The following is a 23401-nucleotide window of genomic DNA, read 5'->3' on the forward strand; positions in this document are numbered from 1 at the left end:
CGGCGTGGATGGCCGCGACAAGCGCGGCCATGACGCTGAAAACTCTCTGCTCGTTAACCCGAATTCGGAGCCCTGGCGCCTTGTGCGCGCGCATTGACATGCGCGGCCTTCGAGAACAGATTGGATGGCTCTCGTGGGGAAGCCGGTGAGAATCCGGCGCGGTCGCGCCACTGTGATCTGCCTGTTCGGCGGCAAGTCAGACCTCCATGCAAGCGCTTTGCAATCCGGCGGGACGCAGGATCCCGAGGAGGCGAAATGACGACAGAAAGTTTTTTGAGTGACGCTCGGCTCGCGTCCGTCGACCGGCGTCGAGCTCCGCGCCCGACATCGGCGGAGCGCAGGCCCTCGCCCCGATCCGATCTCGAAATCACCGCCGTGCGGAAGAGGGAGCGGACTCGGCGCGTCATCGACCCGCTCGCCCGCCAAGCGGGGGAGGGTGAGAAAGGCTTCGAGAGGGGGCCGGCATGACCAAGATCCCGGCGACTGTGATCACCGGCTTCCTCGGCTCCGGCAAGACGACATTGATCCGTCATCTGTTGCAGAACGCGGGCGGTCGGCGCCTCGCGGTGATCGTCAATGAGTTCGGCGACGTCGGCGTCGACGGAGAGATTTTGCGCGGCTGCGGCGTCGCGACCGGCGCGCAGGATATCGTCGAGCTCGCCAATGGCTGCATCTGCTGCACCGTGGCCGATGATTTCCTGCCCACAATGGCGAAGCTGCTCGACCGGGAGACGCCGCCGGAGCACATATTGATCGAGACCAGCGGCCTCGCGCTGCCGAAGCCGCTGTTGAAAGCCTTCGCCTGGCCCGATGTGCGCACGCGCGCGACGGTCGACGCCGTGATCGCCGTGATCGACGCCGCGGCGGTCGCCGAAGGCCGCTTCGCCGCGGATGAGGCGGCGCTCGCGGCTCTGCGTGCGGATCCCGATCTCGACCATGAGACGCCGCTCGAGGAGCTGTTCGAGGAGCAGCTCGGATCGGCCGATCTCATCGTGCTCAACAAGACCGATATCATCGACGCGCCCCGGCTCGATCGGGTCGAGCGGGATGTGCTGGCGGCGGCGCGGCCGGGCGTCGGCGTGATGCGCGCCTGCCAGGGCCGGCTCGATCCCGCGGCGCTGCTCGGCCTCGGCCTTTGCGCCGAGGACGATCTCGACAGCCGTCCGTCGCATCACGAATCGGAGGCCGATCACGACCACGATGATTTCGAGAGCTTCGTTCTGCGAACGGGCGTGATCGGCGCCGCCGAGCCTCTGGCCGCGCGTCTTTCCGAGATCATCGCGCGCCACGACGTGCTGCGCCTCAAGGGCGTCGTGGCCGTCGGCGGCAAATCGGCTCGGCTCATCGTCCAGGCCGTCGGCCCGCGAATCGAGACCTATTATGATCGCCGCTGGCGCGACGACGAGCCGCGCGCGAGCCGCCTCGTCGTCATCGGCGAAAAGGGCCTCGCCCGCGCCGAGATCGAGGCGGCGCTGACGGCGGCGCTGCGCTGATGCATCTGCTGGCGATCCAGCAGGGACAGATCGTCGAGGGCGAGGCGGCCGTCGATCTCGGCCAGACGCCGGGGGACGTTCTCCTGCTCTCGGCCGCCGACAGCGATCTCGCATGCCTCGCCAAGGCCGCGGCGAGCCTCGGGACCGACGCCCCGAGCGTGCGGCTCGCCAATCCGCTCGGCCTCGCGCATCCGCTGTCGGTCGATCTCTATGTCGAGAAAATGGTCGCTCGGGCGCGCTTCGTCTGCGTGCGCCTGCTCGGCGGGCGCAGCTACTGGCCCTATGGCCTCGAGGAGATCGCGCGCGTCTGCCGGGAGCGCGACATTCTTTTTGCCGCGCTTCTGTCGGATGACGCCGAGGATCCGGAATCGGAAGATCTGTCCACTCTGGCCGGCGGCGAGCGGCGGCGGCTGCTGGCCTATCTGCTCGAGGGCGGCGTCGACAACGCTTGCAATCTCTTGCGGCATGCGGCCCATCTGATCGGCGCGCCGCAGATCGCCGCGCCGCCAGCGCCGATGCCGGAGGCGGGCCTCTATCGGCCGCAGGCCGGCGTCGTCGATCTGTCCGACATGCTGCGGCGCCGGCGGTCGCAGGCGCCGGTCGCGGCCCTCGTCTTCTATCGCCATATGGTCGCGTCGGGCTCGACGGCGGCGATCGACGCGCTCGTCGGCGCGCTCGCGCAGGAGGGCCTCGATCCGCTGCCGATCTTCGTCCCCAGCCTGAAGAACCCCTTCGCACGCAGCCTCATCGCCGATGTGTTCGGACGGCTGCGCCCGGCCGTTGTGCTCAACGCCACCGCCTTTGCCGCCTCGGCGCCGGGCGAGGACGGTCGAGGCGGGCCCTTCGACGCAGCGGACGCCGTCGTGCTGCAAGTGGTGATGGCGGCTTCGAGCGAGGAGGCGTGGCGCGCCGATCCGCGCGGACTCGGCGCGCGCGACCTCGCGATGAATGTCGCCTTGCCGGAGGTCGACGGGCGCATTCTCGCCGGCGCCGCCGCCTTCAAGGCCGAAACGCGCTTCGACGCGCTCACGCAATGCGCCGTGATCGAGCATGCGCCGGCGATGGAAAATATCCGTCACATCGCCGCGATGGCGGCGGGCTGGGCGCGGCTGCGCGCGGCGCCGCCGCAAGCGCGCCGGATCGCCATCATCCTCGCCAATTATCCCGATCGCGACGGCCGTCTCGCCAATGGAGTGGGCCTCGACACGCCGGAAAGCGCGATCGCGATCCTCGACGCCATGGAGGCGGAAGGCTATGAACTCGCGCGCCGTCCGCGGAGCGCGCGCGCGCTGATGGACGCGCTGCTCGCCGGCCCGACCAATGCGCCCGGGCCGCGCCATGCGACCGACGCCGTTTTGTCACTGGACGACTATGAAAGCTTTTTGGCAACGCTGCCGGAAGCGATCCGGCGCGCGATATCGGAACGCTGGGGCGCGCCGGAGCGCGATCCGTTCTTCGCTCGCGGCGGCTTTCGCCTCGCCATTCGTCGCTATGGCTCGGTGGTCGTCGGCGTGCAGCCGGCGCGCGGCTACAATATCGATCCCAAGGGCAGCTATCACGACCCGGCGCTGCCGCCGCCGCACGCCTATCTCGCCTTCTATGCCTGGCTGCGGCGCGTCTTCGACGCGCATGCGCTCGTGCATCTCGGCAAGCACGGCAATCTGGAATGGCTGCCCGGCAAGGCGCTGGCCCTGTCCCAATCCTGCTTTCCGCGCGCCATCGCCGGCGCGGTGCCGCAGCTCTATCCCTTCATCGTCAATGATCCGGGCGAAGGCTCGCAGGCCAAGCGGCGGATCGGCGCGACGATCGTCGACCATTTGACGCCGCCGCTGACGCGCGCGGAAAGCTATGGCCCGCTGAAAGCGCTCGAGGCCCTCGTCGACGAATATTATGCGGCGTCGGGCATGGACCGGCGCCGGCTCGCGCCGCTGAAGGCGGAGATTTTGGAACTCGCCCGCTCGCACGGCCTCGACCGCGACGCCGGCGTCGTCGGCGCGGACGATGACGAAGCGCTGTCGACGCTCGACAATTATCTCTGCGAGCTGAAGGAAATGCAGATCCGCGACGGGCTGCACGTGTTCGGCCGCTCGCCCGAGGGGCGGCTCCGCACCGATCTCCTCGTCGCTCTCGCGCGCACGCCGCGCCGGCATGGCGAGGGAGGCGACGCTTCGCTGATCCGCGGCCTCGCGCAGGATCTCGGCCTCGATTTCGATCCGCTCGACTGCCGTCTCGGCGAGCCATGGAGCGGCGCGCGTCCCGCGGCGCTCACGGCGCCGAGCGGCGACGCATGGCGCACATGCGGCGATACGGTCGAGCGCCTCGAGCTTTTGGCGGCCGAGCTGGTCGCGAGGACGCGCGCGCCGGACGCCGCGTGGACGCGAACGCTCGCGGTGCTCGGCGCTGTTCACGACACGCTCGCGCCGCGCGTGGACGCTTGCGGCGCGGCGGAGATCGGCGGATTCATGCGGGGCCTTTCCGGCCGCTTCGTCGCGCCCGGCCCCTCCGGCGCGCCGACGCGCGGGCGGCCCGATGTGCTGCCGACCGGGCGCAATTTCTACTCGCTCGACACGCGCGCCGTGCCGACGCCGACCGCCTGGCGGCTCGGCTTCGCCTCCGCCCAGCGGCTCGCCGAGGATCATTTGCAGCGAGCCGGCGAGCCGCTGCGGGCCGTCGTTCTGTCGGCCTGGGGCACCGCCAATATGCGCACGGGAGGCGACGACATCGCGCAGGCGCTCGCGCTGATGGGCGTGCGCCCCCAATGGCACGCCGCTTCCGGCCGCGTCACCGGCTTCGAGATACTGCCGCTCGCAATGCTCGGCCGCTCGCGCGTCGATGTGACGATGCGCGTCTCCGGCTTTTTCCGCGACGCCTTCATCGATCAGATCGCGCTGATCGACGCCGCGGCGCGGGCGGTGATGGCGCTCGACGAGGACGAAGACGACAATCCCGCCGCCGCCCGCTTTTTGCGCGAGACCGCCGCCGGAGCGAGCGCGAGCAGAGCGTCGGCGCGCGTGTTCGGCGCGCAGCCCGGCGCCTATGGCGCGGGCCTGCAGGCGATGATCGATGACAGGTTGTGGCGCGAGCGGCGCGATCTCGCCGAAGCCTTTCTCGATTGGGGCGGCTACGCCTATGGCGATGGCCTCGACGGCGCGCTAAATCGCGCGGCGCTGGAGACGCGGCTCGCGCAGGTCGACGCCGTCGTTCACAATCAGGACAATCGCGAGCACGATCTTCTCGATTCCGACGACTATTGCCAATTCGAAGGCGGGCTCTCCGCCGCGGTCGAGACGATCACGGGCTCGGCTCCGATCGTCTATCACAACGACCACTCGCGGCCCGAGCGGCCGATCGTCCGCACGCTGGAGGACGAGATCGCCCGCGTCATTCGCGCGCGCGTGGTCAATCCGAAGTGGATCGCCGGCGTGATGCGCCACGGCTACAAGGGCGCCTTCGAGATCGCCGCCTCGATCGACCATCTCGTTGCGTTCGCGGCGGCCACGGATGCGGTGAAGGATCATCATTTCGATCTCGTCTACCAGGCGCTCATCGAGGACGAGAATGTGCGCGGCTTCATGGCCGACGCCAATCCCCACGCTCTGCGCGAAGCCGGCGCGCGCCTCGCGGAAGCGATCGAGCGCGGCCTATGGCGGCCGAAATCCAACAGCGCCGGCGCGAGGCTGGCCGAGCTCACGGGAGCAGCCGATGAACGAGATCCGTCCCCAGCCGGGAACCGACGCCTATCACAATGAGAAGATGCGCAAGGTTCAGGCGGCGCGCGAGAAGATGATGGCCGGCAAGGTCATCGAGCGCGGCCTCGTCATCGTCCATACCGGCGCGGGCAAGGGCAAGACGACCGCGGCCTTCGGCATGGTCTGCCGCATGATCGGCCATGGCAAGCGCGTCGCGATCATTCAATTCATCAAAGGCGCGATGCAGACCGGCGAGAAGACGGTGTTCGACGCATTTCCCGATCAGGTCGAATTCCGCCCCATGGGCGAAGGCTTTACCTGGGACACGCAGGATCGCGCCCGCGACATTGCGACGGCGACGCAGGCTTGGAGCGTCGCGAAGGCGCGTATTCTCGATCCCGACATCGACATGGTCGTCTGCGACGAGCTCAATGTCGCCTTGCGTTACGATTACGCGCCGCTCGACGACGTGCTGGCGACCTTGCGCGCGAAGCCCGACGCCACGCATGTCGTCATCACGGGCCGCAACGCGCCCGACGCATTGATCGATTGCGCCGATCTCGTGACCGAGATGACTCTGGTGAAGCATCCGTTTCGCAGCGGGGTCAAAGCGCAGGAGGGAATCGAGTTTTGATGCGGCTTGCCCGGTCGGCGCGCCTCGCGGCTCTTGGTTTGCGACATTGCGTCGACGAATTCGAAGCCTCGGGAGCCCGAGCCTTCAGGCTCTCTCTCGAAGCCCATCAAATTCGATGAAGCAGACCTCTAGCGTCCCATCGCGCGCGCGGCCTCCGCCTGCAGCCGCTCCAGCGCGTCCGGATAGGACGGGCCGCCGCAGACGGTGAGCGCCGCCGGGACGCGCAGTCGTCTGTCCGCAGGCACGGCGCGCATCAACGCCGGATGTTCGAGCACAAGCTCGCCCTGGTCCTGCCCCTCGCCGCCGGGGTTGCTGAGAACGAGATAGTCCGGCCGCCGATAGATGATCTCCTCGAGCGACAGGCGTCCGATCGTCCCGCCATTGAGCCTTCGCGCGAGATTGTCGAGACCGGCGCGGCTCATGAGATCGTCCATCAGCGTGCCGGGACCCGTCAGATAGCCGCCGCGCTGATAATGGGCGGCGACGCCGCCGATCGGCCGCCGTCCCGCGGCCGCGACCCGTTGCTGCATTGAGCGAATGAGCGCTTCTCCCCGCTCGCGCTGGCCGATGGCCGCGGCGATGCGGCGCGTCTCCTCGATGACGTCGTCGAAGGAATTGGCTGGCTTCAAGGAGAGGATCGCGACCTTGCCTTGCAGCAGCGCGAGATCGTCCGCGCGCCGATAGGGATTGGTGATCACGAGGCTCGGCCGCAACGCGAGCGCCGCCTCCGCCTCACCCTTGCTGATCGGATAGGCTTTCGCGGCCTCGGCGTAAAAGGAGAGGCTCGGATCGCGGGAGAAATGCGTCAGCGCAGCGATCTGCTGCTTATCGGCCAAAGCGATCAGATATTGATCCGCGCAGGCGTTGAGCGAGACGATGCGGCTCGGCGCGCCGCCGGCGGCGGCGGACGCCGCGCCTCCGCAAGCCAGCGCGACCAATGCGGCGGCGACCGCTCGCGCGCTCTTCGCTTCTCGTTTCGATGTCATGTTGTTCCGCTGCGCATCGTCTCGCGGACCGCCGACCGATCGACGGCGTCCGGTTCTGTGCTCCGCTCGGGCTTCGCCCGCGCCGAATCTGTCATCTCCTCGTCTCCGCGTGAGATCGCCGTGACATTCGAGGCCGTGATAGCCCCGGCGGCGATTATAGGCGTTGGAGCCGTCATCATAGCAGGAGCGCGCGCGCCAGACATCGCGGTTCGTCACATTTGCGAGGTCAGATAAATGTCGCCCATGAACAGCGCATCCATGCCGGTGTTGCGGAACGTATGAATGGCTTGGGCGGGCGTGCACACGATGGGCTCGCTGTCGTTGAACGAGGTGTTGACGACGAGAGGCACGCCGGTTCGCGCAAAGAAGCGGGAAATCAGCTCATGAAAGCGCGGATTTGATTTGCGCTGAACGATCTGCACCCGGGCCGTCCCGTCGCGATGAATCACGGCCGGAATTCTGTCGCGGCGCTCCGCCTTGGCCGGACAGGCGAACAGCATGAATTCTCGGCTCGGCGACGGCGGCCCGATGTCGAACCATTCGTCCGCGCGCTCGGCCAGCACGGCCGGCGCGAATGGCCGAAAATCTTCGCGGTGCTTGATCCTGCGGTTGAGGATCGCCCGCGTGTCGGGCCTGCGAGGGTCGGCGAGCAGCGAGCGGTTGCCGAGCGCGCGCGGACCGAACTCCATGCGGCCTTGGAACCAGGCCACGATATTGCCGTCGGCGATCATATCGGCGGCGTCGCGCGCGGGGTCCTTGCTTCTCCGTGGCGTGAGACCGGCCGCTCGGACGGCGGCCAGAATTTCGCGCTCGTCGAAATCGGGACCGAGATAAGGACTTGCGCTCGGCCGCGGGCATGCGCCCCCTTCGGCGCAATGGACGAGCAGAGCCGCGCCGATCGCGGTGCCGGCGTCGTGCGGCGCCGAGGGGATGAAGATATCCGAGAAGCCGCTCATTCGGCTGATCTGCGCATTGGTCACGCAATTGAGCGCGACGCCTCCGGCGAGGCATAGGCGCTCCTGTGCCGTCGCGCGTTCGAGGCGCCGCAAGAGCGCGGCGACGGCGGCGTTCGTCTCCGCTTGCAGCGCGGCCGCAATATCGGCGTGCCGGCGAGAAATCTCCGCATTCCGCCGCCGCGGCGGCCCGAGCAGACCCTCGAGGCCGCTCTGATCGCGGCGCTCGGGCGCGCTCGAATCGACCGCTGGAAATCCGAGCGCGACCGGATCCACCGCATAGCCATCCTCGCGCACATCGATGATCGCCGCGATCTGCTCGCGGCAAATGTCGGGATCGCCATAGGCGGCGAGGCCCATGACCTTGGCGGCGTCATAGGGCGAAAAGCCGAGATGAGCGCTGACCTGCTCCCAAACGAAGCCGAGCGAGTGCGGATAGGAGAATGAGTCGAGGCTCTGAATCCGCGCGCCGTCGCCGCGCGCGAGCGTCGAGCAGGCGGCCTCGCCGATGCCGTCGACGACGAGGATCGCGGCCGAGTCGAAGCCAGACGGATAATAGGCGGAAGCGGCGTGCGCGAGATGGTGCGGCACGAACTTCAGCGCGTCGCCGATTTCTCGCTCGAGAATAGCCTCGACGGCGGCGCTCACATCCGCGAGCCGCGACAAAAACTCGGATTCCCAGCCGCTGTCCGGCCACCACTGCGGGCGAAAGCTCGCGCGGCGAAGCCGCGGATCGAAGGAATAGGCGATGTGGTCGATCTCGCAAGCGTGCAGCCCCGCATAATTCAAACAAAATCGAATCGCTTTTTCCGGGAGCACGTGAGGATTATCGACTCGCGCCTGCTTGGCGTGCTTCACGCGGTTGAAGCGCTCCTCCTCGCAGGCGGCCACGATCTCGCCATCGATGATCAAGGCGGCGGAGGATTCGTGAAACACGGCGTTGATCCCGAGAATATTCATTGCGCGCTGACTTCCGTTCGGATCGTCGACATTCTCGAGCGTTATGGAGGCGAGGATCGCACTTGCGCTGCAGGCGTTTCGTGGCGCGGTCGCCTGCGGTTTCGTCGAGATCGAAGCTTCGACCGAATAGCTAGCAGCCTCGAGCGCGTTCTCAAGAGTGCATAGCACGGCGCCAATGACGCGCGCCGCAGGGCGGACGAGGGCGATCGACCTCCGTCTCAGCGAACGCGCTTCGGCGATTTATGTCGTCTTTTCCGACGAATAACATGGCTCGCGGACGCGCCTTCGAGCGCCTGCGATCGAACGCTGGACACTTTGTGGACGCGCATCGATTGCGAGTCGGTTGTCGTCGACTTCCCGCGACGACGCATTGACGAGCGACAGTCGCGCTATATTTGCGCCGCGGGGCTGCCGGTCTGACGCTCGCGACTTTCAGCCGAAAGGAGGCTCGTCATGGAGCGCTCGAAGGATGGCTCGCAGAACAATCGCGTCGGCAAGGCGCTCGGCATGATGGGCGTGTCGCTGTCGCTCGCAGGCGCCGCCTGCGCCGAAAGCAATCCCGTGGAAGCGTCGACTGTCCCGACCGGCAATGTGCGCGACATGGATCTTCGCGAGATCGAGCTTTTCGACGTCACCCTGGGCCAGTTCCGCATCTTCGACAGGGAAGACGCGCAGGAATCCGCGCCCGAGCTCCTGGCGCAGCGCGGCTGCGGCCGTGGTTGCGGCTGCGGCCGCGGTTGCGGTCGTGGTTGCTGCAGAGGATGTTGCAGAGGCTGTTGCAGAGGGTGTGCCGGCTGAGACATCCTCGATCGTGACGACGTCCAGGCAGGGCGTGTCGAATCCGCGCGACATGCGAGAGGCGGCTTCAGAGCCCTGCCTGCGGCGAAGCGAAATGCTTGCAAATGGACCGCGCCGCGGAGCGGCTGCGACGTTGACGTCAATCGGCGGGGCGACAAATGACCGGTGAGGATCCCAGACGAATTTCCGAGCAACGCGACAGCGCCGAGCGATACGACGCCGGCGTCATCCGGTTCGCGCCGAATTACTCGGTTTATGTCCTGCCTCCCGACCTCGTCTGCCTTTATTCGGAAGACCGCAAATTCTTCCTTCAGGGCGAGCTCTATTGCGCGCTCGCCTCGCGGATCGGCGCGGGAGACTTGCAGGACGCCATCGTTCGCGAGCTTTCCCACGAATTTCCGGCCGACAAGATCGAGGAATCGTTCAAGCGTCTGTTCGACCGGCGTTTCGTCGTGCCGGTGAGCGCGGCCGACGACGCGAGCGCGGCCTATTGGGCGAGTCTCGGACTGAGACCCGAGACCGCGGCGGCGAACTTGCAGAATGTCAGCGTCGGGGTCAGGTCGCTCGGCGCGGCTGGCGCCGGCGAGCTCGAGGCTGCGTTGCGCGCATTCGGCGTTCGAATCGTCGATGGCTCGGCCGATCTGATCGTGGTGCTGGTCGACGATTATCTCGATGGCCGGCTCGCAGCGTTCAACGAGCAGCAGCTCACGCAAAAGCAAGACTGGCTGCCGGTGCAAGCGTCCGGACTTTTTCCGCTCGTTGGTCCGATCTTCAGTCCGGGAAAGAGCGCCTGCTGGACGTGCCTCGCCGACCGCATGAGAGCGAACCGCCAGGTCAAGGCGTTTCTCGATCGCAGGAACGCCCGTCGCGTCGCCGCCTCGCCGCTCGACGACAATCTGCTCGGTCACAGCGGCGTCTCGCTGGCGGCGGTCGAAATCGGCAAGGCCATCGCCAGCGGCTTTCGCACCGATCTGCATCAGCATCTCGTGAGCCTCGATCTCTTGGGCTCGACGCTCGTCAGGCACTATGTGCCGGCGCGGCCTCAGTGTCCGTCCTGCGGCGCAAAGGAGCTGCGCGACCCGGCGCGCCCGCCGGCGCCGATCCGGCTGCGCGCGGGCGGAAAGCTCGTGATGACGAGCGGCGGCTACCGCTCCGTGCCGCCGTCCGAGACGGTCGCTCGCTTCCGCAAGCATGTGAGCGCCTTGACGGGCGTCGTGTCTCGGCTCGACCGAATCGAGAGCGAGCAGCCCCTGGATTTCAGCTATTTCGCGAAGCACAATTTTTCGCCGAATCCGGAAAGCTTCGAGGCGCTGCAAGCGGGTCTGGTCGGAGACAGCCACGGCAAGGGCAGCAGCTGCGAGCAAGGGCAAGCGAGCGCCCTCATGGAGGCCATCGAACGCTATTGCGGGATATTCCAAGGCGACGAGATCAGGACGACGCGCAGCTTTGCGGATTTCGCCGCGGGCGAGGCGATCCCTCCCAATGATATTCAGCTGTTCAGCGAAGGCCAGCACGCGCGTGCGGCGGACGAGGGCTGGTGCGCCGACGGCGTTCCCCGCCGCTTCGATCCCGCGGCCGCAATCGAGTGGTCGCCAGTCTGGTCCCTGCGTGACGAGCGCTTCAAGCACATTCCGACAAGCTTGTTGTATTTTTTCCACAACGCCGGTCCCGACGACCTCATTGCCGACTCGAATGGCTGCGCCGCCGGCAACACGCTCGAGGAAGCGATTCTCCAGGGTTTTCTCGAGCTCGTCGAGCGCGACGCCTACGCGATCTGGTGGTACAATCGCCTGCGGCGTCCGAGGATCGATCTCGAGAGTCTCGGCGACAATTATATCCGCGATCTGCAGGCGCATTTCGCCGCGATGGGCCGGCGGCTGTGGGCGCTGGACGTGACCAGCGATCTCGGCGTTCCGGTCGTCGTCGCCGTCGCGCATTGGATGGAAGACGGACGAGAGCGCATCGAAGTCGCAGCCGGCGCGCATTTCGATTTGCGGATCGCGGCGCTGCGGGCCTTGACCGAGATCAATCAGTTCATGGCGATCGAGCGGATGATGGGACGGCCCGGCGATCGGATCGATCCATTGCCGTTGCAGGAACACGTCTATCTCATGCCCGATGGAACGGCTTCCTTGCGGCGGCGGCAGAGCCAGAAATTCGCGAGCCTCGATCGACGCGAGCAGGTTCTGGCCTGCGTGAAGCTCGTCGAGCGTCACGGCCATGATTTCCTCGTTCTCGATCAGACCCGTCCCGACATCGAGGTTCCGGTCGTCCGCGTCATCGTTCCCGGACTGCGGCATTTCTATCGTCGCTTTGCGCCCGGCCGACTCTATGACGCGCCGCTCGCTCTCGGGCTGCGCCGGCGGCGCCTGGTCGAAGCCGAGCTCAATCCGCTCCATCCGATCATGTGAGCTTGCCGATCATGTGAGCTCGCGCAAAACCACCCCGAGCCGCCAGCATGCTCTTCGCCCGATTGAATCCTCATGTCTCGCTCGAACGAGCGGACGACAATTTGCGGGCCGTCGTCGATGGCCGAGCCATCGGTCTCGGACGATTCGGCGCAGACGCCGCAGTGCGCTCGGCCGAGCTGAAAGCGGGATTGCCGCTCGAAACATGCGGCGAGGATGGCGCGGGAGACATCGCCGAGCTGGTTCGGCGGCTATCGTCATGCGGTTTGTTGGAATATCGTCTCGCCCGCGCGGACGGAGGCGGCGATCTCGCTGTCGTCGAGCCGCAACTTCGCGATTACGTCCCGCGAACGCCGGCGCTCGGCGACGGTGCGCTCGCGCTCTCCCGCTTCGCCTATTTGCGGCGACGCGGCGCCGACATCGTGCTCGAATCGCCCCGCTCGCCCGCCTTGTTCAGGCTTTGCGATCCGGGCGTCGCCGCCATGCTCGCAAGCCTCGCCGAACCGAAAGCGGCGCAGCAGCTGCGTCGCGATCATGGCGGCCTCATATCCGAATTGCTCGCCATGCTCGTCGACTGCCGGATCGTGTTCGCGCTCGGCTCGGAGGGCGGCAAAGGATTGCGGTCCAACGAGGGGGAACCCGATCTCGTTCTGTGGGATTTTCACGATCTTGTGTTCCACGCCCGCAGCACGACCGGGCGACACGCCAATCCATCGGGCGGCAGATACGCCTATGCGCATGTGATGGAGATGCCGCCGGCGGTCAGGCCCGCCTGGCCGGGAGAGGCGATCGACCTGCGCGGCGTGCTCGGCTCGCAGGAGTCATCCACGGCGTCGTCCTTCGCGACATTGCTGCGTCGGCGACATTCGACGCGCGGCTTCGACGACCGGCGTCCGATCACATTATCGGAGCTGTCGCGCTTTCTCGACGCGACTGCGCGCGTCCAATCAATGGAGCGGGTCAGAGAAGCGGACGGGTCCGAAATGGAGTTCACGTCGCGACCCTATCCTTCCGGCGGCGCGAGCTATGAGCTGGAGCTCTATCTGGCGGTCGCCAAATGCGAGGGATTGCCGTCGGGCTTTTATCATTACGACGCGGCGCGTCACGCCGTCACGCCGATCGAGGCGAGAGCGGACCATCTGCGAGCGATGCTGGCCGGCGCTCAGCATCACCTCGACGCGCCGACCACGCCGCAGATCGTCATCACGATAGCGGCGCGCTTCGGCCGCGTGTCGTGGAAATACAGCGCGATCGCTTATGCGCTGACGTTGAAGCACGTCGGCGTCCTGATGCAGAGCTTCTATCTCATGGCGACCGAGATGGAGCTCGGGGCTTGTGCGGTCGGCGCCGTGGATATCGATTTGTTCGCGCGAATGACCGGCGTCGAATTCCATATCGAGGGCTCGGTCGGACAGATAGCGATCGGCCGCGGCCTCGCCGGCGAGTGAGCCGATCGGCAAAGGGAAGCGCTCGGAGCCGCTGATCATGAGCCATGCGACGCGGCGCGACATTGTGATCGGCTGCGGCGCGAGCGTCGTCGCAGCCATGGCCCCGGCTGAACGGGCTCGCGCGGCGCCGGCGCAGCAGACCGCCTCCATGCCCGATCGCGAGTGGGATTTTTGCACGGCGAAGGAGCTCGTGGCTGCGTTGCGGGCGCGCAAAATTTCGGCGCTGGAGCTGACCGAGCGCATGATCGCGCGCATCGAGGCTCTGGACCGCCGGATCAATGCGGTCGTGGTCCGCGACTTCGATCGCGCGCGCGACGCGGCCAGGCGCGCCGATGTCGCGCTCGATCGCGGCGAGACGCGCGCGCTGCTCGGCGTTCCCGTCACCGTCAAGGAATCCTTCAATATCGCCGGACTGCCGACGAGCTGGGGTTTTCCGCGATACGCGCGCTTCACGCCTCGGCAAGACGCCCTGGTCGTCGCTCGCGCGAAGAGCGCCGGCGCGATCATTCTCGGCAAGACCAATGTGCCGGTCGCGCTGAGCGATTGGCAGACTCACAACGAGATCTACGGCGCAACCAATAATCCCTGGGACCTGCGCCGCACGCCGGGCGGCTCCTCGGGCGGCTCGGCTGCGGCGCTCGCGGCCGGCTTCGGGCCGCTGTCGCTCGGATCGGACCTCGGCGGCTCGCTGCGCGCGCCGGCCCATTACTGCGGCGTTTACGCGCACAGGCCGACGCCGGGCCTCATCCCGCGGCGCGGGCATGTTCCGCCGGGCGTTCCGCCGCTTCCGCGCGACAGCGATCTCGCCGTCATCGGCCCCATGGCGAGATGCGCGAGCGATCTCGGGCTCGCGCTCGATGTGCTCGCCGGCCCGGACGAGGAGCGCGCCGGCGTCGGCTATAAATTGGCCCTGCCCGAGGCGCGGCATCGGGAGCTCGGGCGCTTCCGTGTGCTGGTCATCGACACGCACCCGCTCACGCCGACGGCGAGCGTGGTGAGAGCGGCGCTCGCGCGGCTCTCGCAACGGCTCGCAGGCGCCGGCGTGACGCTCGCGCACGCCAGCCCTTTGCTCCCGGACCTCGCCGAATCGGCGCGGGTCTACATGCGTCTCCTTTATTCACTCTGGGGAGGCGAGCTGCCGCCTCGCACTTACGCTCAGCTGCGCAGAACCGCCGCAGCGCTGTCGCCGCGCGACCGGAGCCTCGCGGCCGAGCGCATGCGCGGCGCGGTGATCGATCATCGCGATTGGCTCGCGGCCGACGAGGCGCGGCTCCGGCTGCAACGGCAGTGGAGCGAAGTGTTTCGCGAGTGGGACATTGTGCTCTGCCCCGCTGCGCCCACGCCGGCGTTTCCGCACGACCGCTCGACTCCGATCGCATCGCGGCGTCTCGACATCGACGGCAAGTCCTGGTCCTATCTCGATGCGCAGCTCGCTTGGGCGGAGCTCGCCACGACGCCCGGCCTGCCCGCGACCGTGGCGCCGATCGACCACGCGCCGTCCGGGCTGCCGATCGGCGCGCAAATTCTCGGCCCATATCTCGAGGACCGCACGACGATCGCGTTCGCCGAGCTCCTCGAACGGGAGTTCGGCGGGTTCACGCCGCCGCCGGGCTATGTTTGAACCGCTCGCGATCACTCGGAGGCTTTTGTCGAGCCGCGGTTCGGATGCGGCCCAAGATCGGCGGTTTCGTCTATGTCCGTCGACGACGCCCGTCGAATGTCGAATTGAACGGATCTCGCCGATCTCGCGGCGACGGAGAGGCGGTGTCCGCGGGCGACGAGGATGGACGAGAAGCGCCACAGCGACGGCTCCGCCGGCGCGGCGTCGGGCAGGTCGATGCGGATGGGATCGAGCGAGAAGGCGAAACGGTCGAAAGCCAGCGAGAGGCCGTCGCCGCGCGCCTTCACATAGGCCTCTTTCAAGGTCCAGAGTTGGAAGAAGGCCGCGGCGCGCCGCTCCTCGGCGAGGGATTCGAGCAGCGCGACCTCCGCCCCGGCGAAATAGCTCCGGGCCAGCGCCAGGAGATCGATGTCGCGATGTGTCCCTTCGATGTCGACGCCGACGGGACGCCCGCTCGTCACGGCGCAGGCGACCGCGCCATCCGTGTGGGAGAGGTTGAACTCGAGCGCGCGCCGGCCCATGGCGGGATCGAGCGACGGCTTGCCGTTCGGCTGATCGACGAAGCGCCAGATCTCCGGCGGGCCGCCGAGCGCGCGCGACAGCATCGCGCGTGTGAGCGCATGCGCCGCGATATAGGCGCGACGGTCGCGCGCGTGATAGAAACGCGCGGCGCGGGCGCGCTCCGTCGGGTCGAGGCATTCGAGCCAACGCCTTTCATGGGGCTCGGCGACCTCGGCGAGGTCGAGCCAGCGCACCTGCACGGCGTCGGCGGCGTCCTGATTCGTCGGCGTCTCTCCGCTCGCCAAGCTGCGCCGCTCCTTCCTGCTCCGCCGCCGTCCGCAGGCGGACCTCCTCGAAGATTTATCCCGATGACCAGGCGCTGGCCATCATTCTGTTCCGGAGAGCGAGCCTGAAGTAGAGCCGCGGCGCGATCGTCGCGCCGATCGAGCGGCGGGCGATAGTCATCCGATCCGATTCGAGCTAGGCTGCCGCCGGCGCGCGAGGGCTCCGACGGAACAGATTCGCCGGGGAGCGCTCGCGGAGCGTGATATGCTTGTTTCTCCTGTGTTGTTTGTCATCGTGAAGCGTTCGAGCCGGCGCTCTGGCGACAGCGCGCGAGACGTTCGAGCCACCGCTCGCAAACGAAGGTCTTCGGGCTTTCGAATCCGCCCGCTGCGACCGGGCCGCCTTTCCGGGCCTCACGGCCCGGACCTCATTGAAGCGAGGCTAGAAAGCGCCGCGATGATGAAAGGCAATGAGCCTTTCCGGGCCTCACGGCCCGGACCTCATTGAAGCTTCACGGCCCTGCTCGTCGGCAACGGCTATGAGCTGGCCTTTCCGGGCCTCACGGCCCGGACCTCATTGAAGCGCTCTCTGGCCGCTCGACGCCGGCAGAGCCGCGAAAGCCTTTCCGGGCCTCACGGCCCGGACCTCATTGAAGCTTCGTCAGCAATTCCGAGGTTGGCGCCGGCTCGCTGGCCTTTCCGGGCCTCACGGCCCGGACCTCATTGAAGCGATTGATAACGCTGTGAGACAGTGTGCGCCGACGCGCGCCTTTCCCGGCCTCACGCCCCCTCCATCGCCTCCAGCTCGGCGATCAGTCCTTCGATCATTTCGAGGCCGATGCTCCAGAAGGCCGGATCGCGCGCGTCGAGGCCGAAGGGGGCCAGCAGCTCGTTGTAGGGCTTGGCGCCGCCCGCCTCGAGCAGAGCGAAATAGCGCTCGGCGAAGCCCGTCTCCGCTCGTCGGTAGACGCCATAGAGCGAGTTCACCAGGCAATCGCCGAAGGCGTAGGCGTAGACATAGAAGGGCGAATGGACGAAGTGCGGAATATAGGCCCAGAAGGAGTCATATCCTTCGCCGAGCCGGATCGACGGCCCGAGGCTGTCGCTCTGCACGCTCATCCACAATTCGCACAGCTTCTCGGCGGTCAGCTCGCCATTCTTGCGCTCGGTGTGGACCTTGCGCTCGAAGCTGTAGAAGGCGATCTGCCGCACCACCGTGTTCAGCATGTCCTCCACCTTGGCGGCGAGCAGGGCGCGCTTCTTCTCGGGCTCCGTCGCGCCGGCGAGCAGCGCGCGGAAGGTCAGCATCTCGCCGAACACCGAGGCCGTCTCGGCCAGCGTCAGCGGCGTCGGCGCCATCAGCGCGCCCTGCGCGCCCGCGAGCACCTGATGCACGCCATGGCCGAGCTCATGGGCCAGCGTCATCACATCGCGCGTCTTGCCTTGGAAATTGACCAGAACGTAAGGATGCACGGAGGGCACGGTCGGATGGGCGAAGGCGCCCGGCGCCTTGCCGGGCCGCACCGGCGCGTCGATCCAATTGCGCTCGAAGAAGCGCGAGGCGATCTCCGCCATGCGCGGCGAAAAGCGCGAATAGGCCGAGAGCACGATGTCGCGCGCCTCGTCCCAGGAATAGACATGGCTCGGCACCTGGGGCAGCGGCGCGTTGCGGTCCCAATGATCGAGCGCCTCCTTGCCGAACCATTTGGCCTTGAGCTTGTAATAGCGATGCGAGAGCTTGGGATGGGCGGCGACGACGCTCGAAACCAGCGCCTCGACCACCTCGGGCTCGACGCGATTGGAGAGATGGCGCGCGTCGGCGACATCGTGAAAGCCGCGCCAGCGGTCGGAAATCTCCTTGTCCTTGGCGAGCGTGTTGGTCACCAGCGCGAAGACGCGCAGATTGGCCTTCAGCGTCGCGCCCACCGCCAGCGCCGCCTCGCGCCGCACGTCCTCATTCGTGTCCTGCATCAAAGTGAGCGCGGGCTCGAGCGTCAGCTCCTTGCCGCCGACCGGGAAGCGCAGCGCGGCGATGGTCTCGTCGAACAGGCGATTCCAGGCGGCGCGGCCGGTCATCGACTTCTCGTGGAAGAGCCGCTCCAGCTCGTCGGAGAGCTCATAGGGCTTCTCCTTGCGAATATCCTCGAGCCAGGGGCGCCAGCGCGACAGCGGAGCCTTTGCGGCGGCTGCGTCGAGAGCGGCGTCGTCGAGACGGTTGAGCTCAAGCTGGAAGAACAGCAGCTGCGTCGAAATGTCCGTGATCTTGCCCTGCATGTCGCCATAGAATTTGGCGCGCGCGGGGTCGCTGGTGTCGCCGCTGTAGACGAGGCCGGCATAGGACATGATTCGGCCGAGGAGTTCCTGTAGCGCCTCGTAGCGCGCGACCGCCTCGCCGAGCGTCTCGCTCGCCGCGGCGCCCTCGGCGAGCTGCTGCAGCCGGCCGCGATAGTCGGCGGCGAAGCCGGCGGCGTCGCGCTCGGCCGCGGCGAGATCCGCGGCGAGCGCGGGAGCGTCCATCGCCGGATAGAGATCGGCGAGGTTCCATTCGGGAAGTCCCCCGCCGCCAGGCGCGGACGCGCGCGCGTCGGCGGCGTCCCGGAGAATGATCGCGGCGTCGGCTGAGTTTTTCGGCATGGCTCGAACCAGGAGTTGAGTATGGGAAGGGTTTGGCCGAATATCGGGTCCGAACGGAGAAAATTGCAAGACCGGGCGGGCGGGGCCCAGGCGGGGGGCCGCGGAGCGCCATCGCCGGGGCGGCGCTTTGCCTGTCGAGACATTCGCCCGGCCGCGCCGAGCGCGATGACGATGTTAACGGCGCCTTTACCCTGATCCATGAGCATGGGCCGCAAGCAGAATGGGCTCGCGCCTCGAGGCGGGCCGGTGGAGCGGCGGCGACGCCACGTGGCCGCTACGGGCGACAGAAAGTCAAGAGGTTCGATGTCTTCCACGATTCTCATCGCCGACGATGATCCCGTTCAGCGCCGTCTCCTCGAGGCCGCCGTGCGGCGGTTCGGCTATGACGCCGAGACGGCGGAGGGCGGCGAGCAGGCGCTGGCGCGGCTGACGCGGGCGAATGCGCCGCCGGTCGAACTGCTGATCCTCGATCTCGTCATGCCCGATCTCGACGGCATGGGCGTGCTGACGCGCATGCGCGACCTCAAGATCGCCATTCCGGTGATCGTGCAGACGGCCAATGGCTCGATCGAGACCGTGATCTCGGCGATGCGCGCCGGCGCCAATGACTTCGTGGTGAAGCCCGTCGGCGCCGAGCGGCTGCAGATTTCGATCAAGAACGCGCTCTGCGCCGACGCCCTCGCCGGCGAATTGCGGCGCGTCAACCGGCGCAGCCAGGGCGCGCTCACCTTCAAGGACCTCGTCTCGCGCAGCGAGGAGATGGCGCGCGTCATCCGCCTCGGCGACCGCGCCGCCCATTCCAGCATTCCGGTGCTGATCGAGGGCGAGTCCGGCGTCGGCAAGGAGATCGTCGCCCGCGCCATTCAGGGCGGCTCGGAACGCCGCGGCAAGCCCTTCGTCACCGTGAACTGCGGCGCGCTGCCGGCCAATCTAATCGAATCCATTCTCTTCGGCCATGAGAAGGGCGCCTTCACCGGCGCGACCGAGAAGCACGCCGGAAAATTCCTCGAGGCCCATGGCGGAACGCTGTTCCTGGACGAGATCGGCGAATTGCCGCTCGACGCCCAGGTGAAGCTGCTGCGCGCGCTGCAGGAGGGCGAGATCGACCCCGTGGGCGCCAAGCGGCCGGTGCGCGTCGACATCCGCCTCATTTCCGCGACCAACCAGAATCTGATCGAGCTGGTGAAGCGCGGCCAGTTCCGCGAGGATCTGTTCTACCGGCTCAATGTGTTCCCGATCACCATTCCGCCGCTGCGCGCGCGCCGCGACGACATCGGCGACCTCGCGCGCCGCTTCGCCACGCGCTTTGCCGCCGAGGAAGGCAAGAAGCTGCGCGGCGTCACCCATGAGGCGATCAATCTGCTGTCGAGCTATGATTGGCCCGGCAATGTGCGCCAGCTGGAGAACGCCGTGTTTCGCGCCGTGGTGCTCGCCGACGGCGACGAGCTGACGGTCAATGAATTTCCGCAGATCGCCGCCCATGTGGAAGGCTTCTCTGTGCGCCTGCCGCCGCTGCCCGCGCCCGTCGCCGCGACGGCGGCCGCGCCGGAGCGCGAGATCGTGCGCGTCGAGATCCGCGACCCCAATGCGATGCCGCTGCTCGGCCAGCACGGCGAGATGCGGCGGCTCGAGGACCTCGAGGCCGAGGTCATCAAATTCGCGCTGGTCCATTATCGCGGGCAGATGTCGGAGATCGCCCGCCGGCTCGGCATCGGCCGCTCCACCCTCTATCGCAAGATGAAGGAATATGGACTGGGGGAGGCGGAGGAAGAGAACGTCGACGCGGCATGAAAGTGATGCATTTTTAGGCGGGTTGCAGCTTGCCCGGCGCCGCCCTCGTCGCCATTCTGGGGCCAGCCGCGAGCGCAGAGGGGCGCTCCGCGAAAAGGTTCGAAAGGTCCTCGGGCAATGGCCGAATTGTTTGATATTCCGGTAAAGACCATCGATGGCGAGACGAAGACGCTCGCCGAATACGCCGGCAAGGTGATCCTCGTCGTCAATGTCGCGAGCCGCTGCGGCTTCACGCTGCAGTACAACGGGCTCGAGGCGCTGTGGAACGAGAACAAGGACAAGGGGTTCGTCATTCTGGGCTTCCCCTGCAACCAGTTCAGCAATCAGGAGCCGGGCACGGACGAGGAGATCAAGACCTTCTGCGCCACCCGCTTCGTCGTGACGTTCCCGCTGTTCAGCAAGATCGAGGTGAATGGCGAGAACGCCCATCCGCTCTATCGTCTGCTGAAGGAGAAGGATCCGGCCTCGTCGGACGACGTGAAATGGAATTTCACCAAATTCCTCATCGACCGCAACGGCAATGTGGTGAAGCGCTTCGAGGCGACCAACACGCCGCGCTCGCTGGAGCCGGACATTCACGCTCTGCTGTCGGCGTGACCGCCGCGGGCGACGCGGCGTCGAGCTGCGGCGAGGCTCGGCCTCGCCGCCGCGACGGCGCGTCGCCATGACATCGCTCTACATGACCTCGCTCTATGATTTCGAGGCGCGCGCCATCGACGGAACGACGCGCGCGCTCGGCGATTATGCCGGCAAGGTCCTGCTGATCGTCAATGTCGCCGGCAAATGCGGCTTCACGCCCCAATATGCAGGGCTCGAGGCGCTCTGGCGCGACTATCGCGACAGGGGGTTCGTCGTGCTCGGCTTCCCCTGCAATCAATTCGCCGGCCAGGAGCCGGGCGCGGAGGCGGACATCGCGCAATTCTGCTCGGCGACATACGATGTGAGCTTCCCGCTCTTTTCCAAGATCGAGGTGAATGGCGCGCGGGCGCATCCGCTCTATCGCTATTTGAAGACGGCGGCGCCCGGCCTGCTCGGCTCCGAGGCGATCAAATGGAACTTCACCAAATTCCTCGTCGATCGAACGGGCGCGCCGATCAGGCGCTATGCGCCTTTGGCGCCGCCGTCGTCGCTCGCGGCCGACATAGAGGCCGCGCTGGCGGCGCCGGCATGAGCGGCGCCCGCATCGAGATCGCGCGCCGCGGCGACGGCGGCGCCAAGGCGCTCGCCTTCGACGTGGTCGTGCGCGAAGGGACGAGCGAGACGCGCCATCGCGTCACCATCTCGCACGAGCTCGCGCAGAGGCTCGGCGGCGGCGCGTCCGATCCGGAGCGATGCCTCGACGCCGCCTTCCGCTTCCTGCTCGACCGCGAGCCGAAAGAGCAGATCCTCGCCCGTTTCGACGTGAGCGTGATCGCGCTGTATTTTCCCGAGTTCGAGCGGGAGCTGTCGAAATATCTGGGGTGAGCGAATAGCGAGTAGAGGTGCGACCCTCCGCTATTCGCTATTCGCTACTCGCTCTTAGCAGGCGTCACAATTTCCATCCCCGGCCGCAGCCGTCGCGGATCGAGCCCGGGATTGGCGTCGACGATCGTCTTCCACCGGCCGGCGTCGCCATAGCGCTTTTTCGCGATCGAGCGCAGCGTGTCGCCGGCGACGATGCGATAATGATTGTCATGCGCGCTCGAGCGCGCGTCGCTCGCGACCTCGCCGCGCTTTGCGTCTGGGGCTTTCGCTTCCGCGATCTTCGGCGGCGCGGCGCGCGCGGGCGCGTCGATCACGTCGAACGCGCCGGGCAGCATGCCCATCCAGCAGCTCCAGCGAATGACGCCTGTCTCGCGCGGCGTGAACTCGATGGTCTGCTTGCCCGGCTTCACCTCGAATTCGAGCTTCAGGCTCGGCGCGACAATGCGGCGATTGCAATTGGTGATCTCCTTGCCGTCGACCACCCAATGCACCGGAACATCCTTCACCAGCGTGAAGCGATTGGGCGAGAAGCCCGTCGCCCGCACCTCCATCTCGATCGTCTGGAAAGCGGGACGCGCCGCCTGCGGCGCTCCGGCCGGCGCGGGCGGCGGGGCAGGGGGCGCGCCCGTCCCGCGCAGGACGCCGAGCATGGATTGCAGATCATAGCCCCAGCCGGTCAGGACCAATCCGCGATTGATCATCACGGCGCCGAGCGCGACGACGATCGCGCCCGAGGCCATCAGCAGCCGATGCGTCAGCGAAGCGGAGACGAGCGTCGACAGCGCGCCGAAGCTCAGCATCACCGGCAGCGTGCCGAGGCCGAAGGCGAGCAGCATTTTCGCGCCCTCGAGCGCGCTGCCGGTTCCGGCGGCCATCACATACATGGCCTGCAGCGGCCCGCAGACGATCATCAAGCCGTTGAGCAGGCCGATGACGAAGGGCCGATGCGAGCTCGCCGCGCGCCGCGCGACCAATTTCTGCAATGGCGCGGGCAATGCCAAGCGAATGCGCCGCAGCGGCGCGAACAGGCCGAGCATATTGAGGCCGAAGACGATGAGGAAGAGGCCGGCGGCAACGCCTGCCGCGCCGCGCAGCAAAGGCGTGAACGCGACGATCGCGCCGACGAGGCCGAACAATGCGCCGATCGTCGTATAAGAGAGCGTCTTGCCGGCCGCGTAGAGCAGATGCGAGCGCAGCGAAGGCCGCCCTTCTCTCGCATCCTCGGCCGTATAGCTCAGCACGAAGCCGCCGCACATGCCGACGCAATGAAAGCCGGTCAGGAGCCCGAGCAAAAAGATGAGATCGAGGCTCATATGGCGCGAGATATCGGGCGCGCCGCTGTCGCCGATCCAATTGGCGTCGAGATAGATGAGCAGGCCGATGCCGGCGACGCCGATAACGAAGCCGGCGATTTTCGTCAGCATGCGTCGCCGCTGCGACTGCTCGCGCGTCAGCGTGCGATAGCCTTGCCGCTCCACCGCCGCGCGGATCTGCTCGGGCGTCGCCGCGGCCGGGTCATAGTCGACCTCGACCCATTCGGTCGGATAATCGGCCACGACCTTCCGCACGCCGGGCAGCTTGCGCGCGGCCGCCTCGATGACGCGCTCGCAGCCGTGGCAATGCATGCCGTGCGCGCGGAAGCCGACCTTGGCTGCGCCCATGACGCTGGTCCTCGTCTCTCTCCGCCCGAATATTTGTGCCGAGAGCGAAGACGGGAAGACGGCGGGCAATATTGAA

General features: G+C 67.1%; 15 protein-coding genes, 1 pseudogene, 1 CRISPR repeat array and 1 riboswitch. Of the genes and pseudogenes, 11 read left to right on the forward strand and 5 right to left on the reverse strand.

Annotation, left to right across the window (positions count from 1 at the left end; all coding sequences use genetic code 11):
- Positions 1 to 107: 107 nt before the first annotated feature.
- A riboswitch (cobalamin riboswitch) is annotated at positions 108 to 225 on the forward strand.
- A gap of 239 nt (positions 226 to 464) precedes the next feature.
- The 3 genes from cobW to cobO are packed head-to-tail and all read left to right on the forward strand — an operon-like array spanning position 465 to position 5816.
- Positions 465 to 1493 carry a cobalamin biosynthesis protein CobW gene (gene cobW, locus K3F48_RS04870; protein ID WP_222574300.1) on the forward strand — a complete coding sequence of 343 codons (1029 nt, stop codon included), beginning with the start codon at positions 465 to 467 and terminating at the stop codon, positions 1491 to 1493.
- Entirely contained in the window at positions 1493 to 5242 is a 3750-nt protein-coding gene (cobN, locus tag K3F48_RS04875; RefSeq protein WP_222574301.1) for a cobaltochelatase subunit CobN, read from the forward strand. Before cobW ends, cobN begins: the two co-directional genes overlap by 1 nt.
- Positions 5196 to 5816, forward strand: coding sequence for a cob(I)yrinic acid a,c-diamide adenosyltransferase (cobO, locus tag K3F48_RS04880; protein ID WP_222574302.1), 621 nt, complete (start codon positions 5196 to 5198; stop codon positions 5814 to 5816). The genes cobN and cobO overlap by 47 nt, the downstream gene beginning before the upstream one ends.
- A 128-nt stretch (positions 5817 to 5944) precedes the next feature.
- On the opposite strand, the gene K3F48_RS04885 is transcribed toward cobO, so the two are convergent.
- Both K3F48_RS04885 and K3F48_RS04890 read right to left on the reverse strand, forming a co-directional pair.
- On the reverse strand, positions 5945 to 6802 hold the full coding sequence (locus tag K3F48_RS04885; protein ID WP_222574303.1) for an ABC transporter substrate-binding protein: 858 nt from the start codon (positions 6800 to 6802) through the stop codon (positions 5945 to 5947).
- Between the two features lie 212 nt (positions 6803 to 7014).
- Entirely contained in the window at positions 7015 to 8715 is a 1701-nt protein-coding gene (locus K3F48_RS04890) for a carbamoyltransferase C-terminal domain-containing protein (protein WP_222574304.1), read from the reverse strand.
- A 453-nt stretch (positions 8716 to 9168) separates the two neighbouring features.
- Here K3F48_RS04890 and K3F48_RS04895 point away from each other — a divergent pair, with 453 nt between their 5' ends.
- From K3F48_RS04895 to K3F48_RS04910, 4 genes are all read left to right on the forward strand, one after another.
- The gene (locus K3F48_RS04895; protein WP_222574305.1) at positions 9169 to 9513 is read left to right on the forward strand and encodes a hypothetical protein; all 345 of its coding nucleotides are present in this window, start codon (positions 9169 to 9171) and stop codon (positions 9511 to 9513) included.
- 158 nt (positions 9514 to 9671) lie between these two features.
- Complete coding sequence (locus K3F48_RS04900) at positions 9672 to 11924, forward strand: TOMM precursor leader peptide-binding protein (RefSeq protein ID WP_222574306.1); 2253 nt, start codon at positions 9672 to 9674, stop codon at positions 11922 to 11924.
- Between the two features lie 47 nt (positions 11925 to 11971).
- Positions 11972 to 13369 carry a SagB family peptide dehydrogenase gene (locus K3F48_RS04905; protein WP_222574307.1) on the forward strand — a complete coding sequence of 466 codons (1398 nt, stop codon included), beginning with the start codon at positions 11972 to 11974 and terminating at the stop codon, positions 13367 to 13369.
- Between the two features lie 37 nt (positions 13370 to 13406).
- The gene (locus K3F48_RS04910; RefSeq protein ID WP_222574308.1) at positions 13407 to 14990 is read left to right on the forward strand and encodes an amidase; all 1584 of its coding nucleotides are present in this window, start codon (positions 13407 to 13409) and stop codon (positions 14988 to 14990) included.
- Positions 14991 to 15001: 11 nt separating this feature from the next.
- Here K3F48_RS04910 and K3F48_RS04915 read toward each other — a convergent pair whose 3' ends face one another.
- Positions 15002 to 15796, reverse strand: coding sequence for a 4'-phosphopantetheinyl transferase superfamily protein (locus K3F48_RS04915; RefSeq protein WP_222574309.1), 795 nt, complete (start codon positions 15794 to 15796; stop codon positions 15002 to 15004).
- Positions 15797 to 16176: 380 nt separating this feature from the next.
- Positions 16177 to 16579: a CRISPR direct-repeat array (repeat unit 37 nt; unit sequence GCCTTTCCGGGCCTCACGGCCCGGACCTCATTGAAGC).
- Between the two features lie 48 nt (positions 16580 to 16627).
- Positions 16628 to 18409: pseudogene (locus tag K3F48_RS24820) on the reverse strand (M3 family oligoendopeptidase); the annotation flags it as partial.
- 303 nt (positions 18410 to 18712) lie between these two features.
- Here K3F48_RS24820 and K3F48_RS04925 point away from each other — a divergent pair.
- From K3F48_RS04925 to K3F48_RS04940, 4 genes are all read left to right on the forward strand, one after another.
- Positions 18713 to 20200 (forward strand): sigma-54 dependent transcriptional regulator, encoded by a 1488-nt coding sequence (locus K3F48_RS04925; RefSeq protein ID WP_222574310.1) that lies wholly within the window; start codon positions 18713 to 18715, stop codon positions 20198 to 20200.
- Between the two features lie 117 nt (positions 20201 to 20317).
- A complete protein-coding gene (locus K3F48_RS04930) occupies positions 20318 to 20797 on the forward strand; it encodes a glutathione peroxidase (RefSeq protein ID WP_222574311.1) in 480 nt (159 codons plus the stop codon).
- Between the two features lie 82 nt (positions 20798 to 20879).
- Complete coding sequence (locus K3F48_RS04935) at positions 20880 to 21371, forward strand: glutathione peroxidase (protein WP_222574469.1); 492 nt, start codon at positions 20880 to 20882, stop codon at positions 21369 to 21371.
- Entirely contained in the window at positions 21368 to 21664 is a 297-nt protein-coding gene (locus tag K3F48_RS04940) for a hypothetical protein (RefSeq protein ID WP_222574312.1), read from the forward strand. The genes K3F48_RS04935 and K3F48_RS04940 overlap by 4 nt, the downstream gene beginning before the upstream one ends.
- A 44-nt stretch (positions 21665 to 21708) precedes the next feature.
- Here K3F48_RS04940 and K3F48_RS04945 read toward each other — a convergent pair whose 3' ends face one another.
- On the reverse strand, positions 21709 to 23325 hold the full coding sequence (locus K3F48_RS04945; RefSeq protein ID WP_222574313.1) for a sulfite exporter TauE/SafE family protein: 1617 nt from the start codon (positions 23323 to 23325) through the stop codon (positions 21709 to 21711).
- Between the last annotated feature and the right edge of the window lie 76 nt (positions 23326 to 23401).

It is taken from the genome of Methylosinus sp. Sm6, from assembly GCF_019802345.1.
Classification (GTDB): domain Bacteria; phylum Pseudomonadota; class Alphaproteobacteria; order Rhizobiales; family Beijerinckiaceae; genus Methylosinus.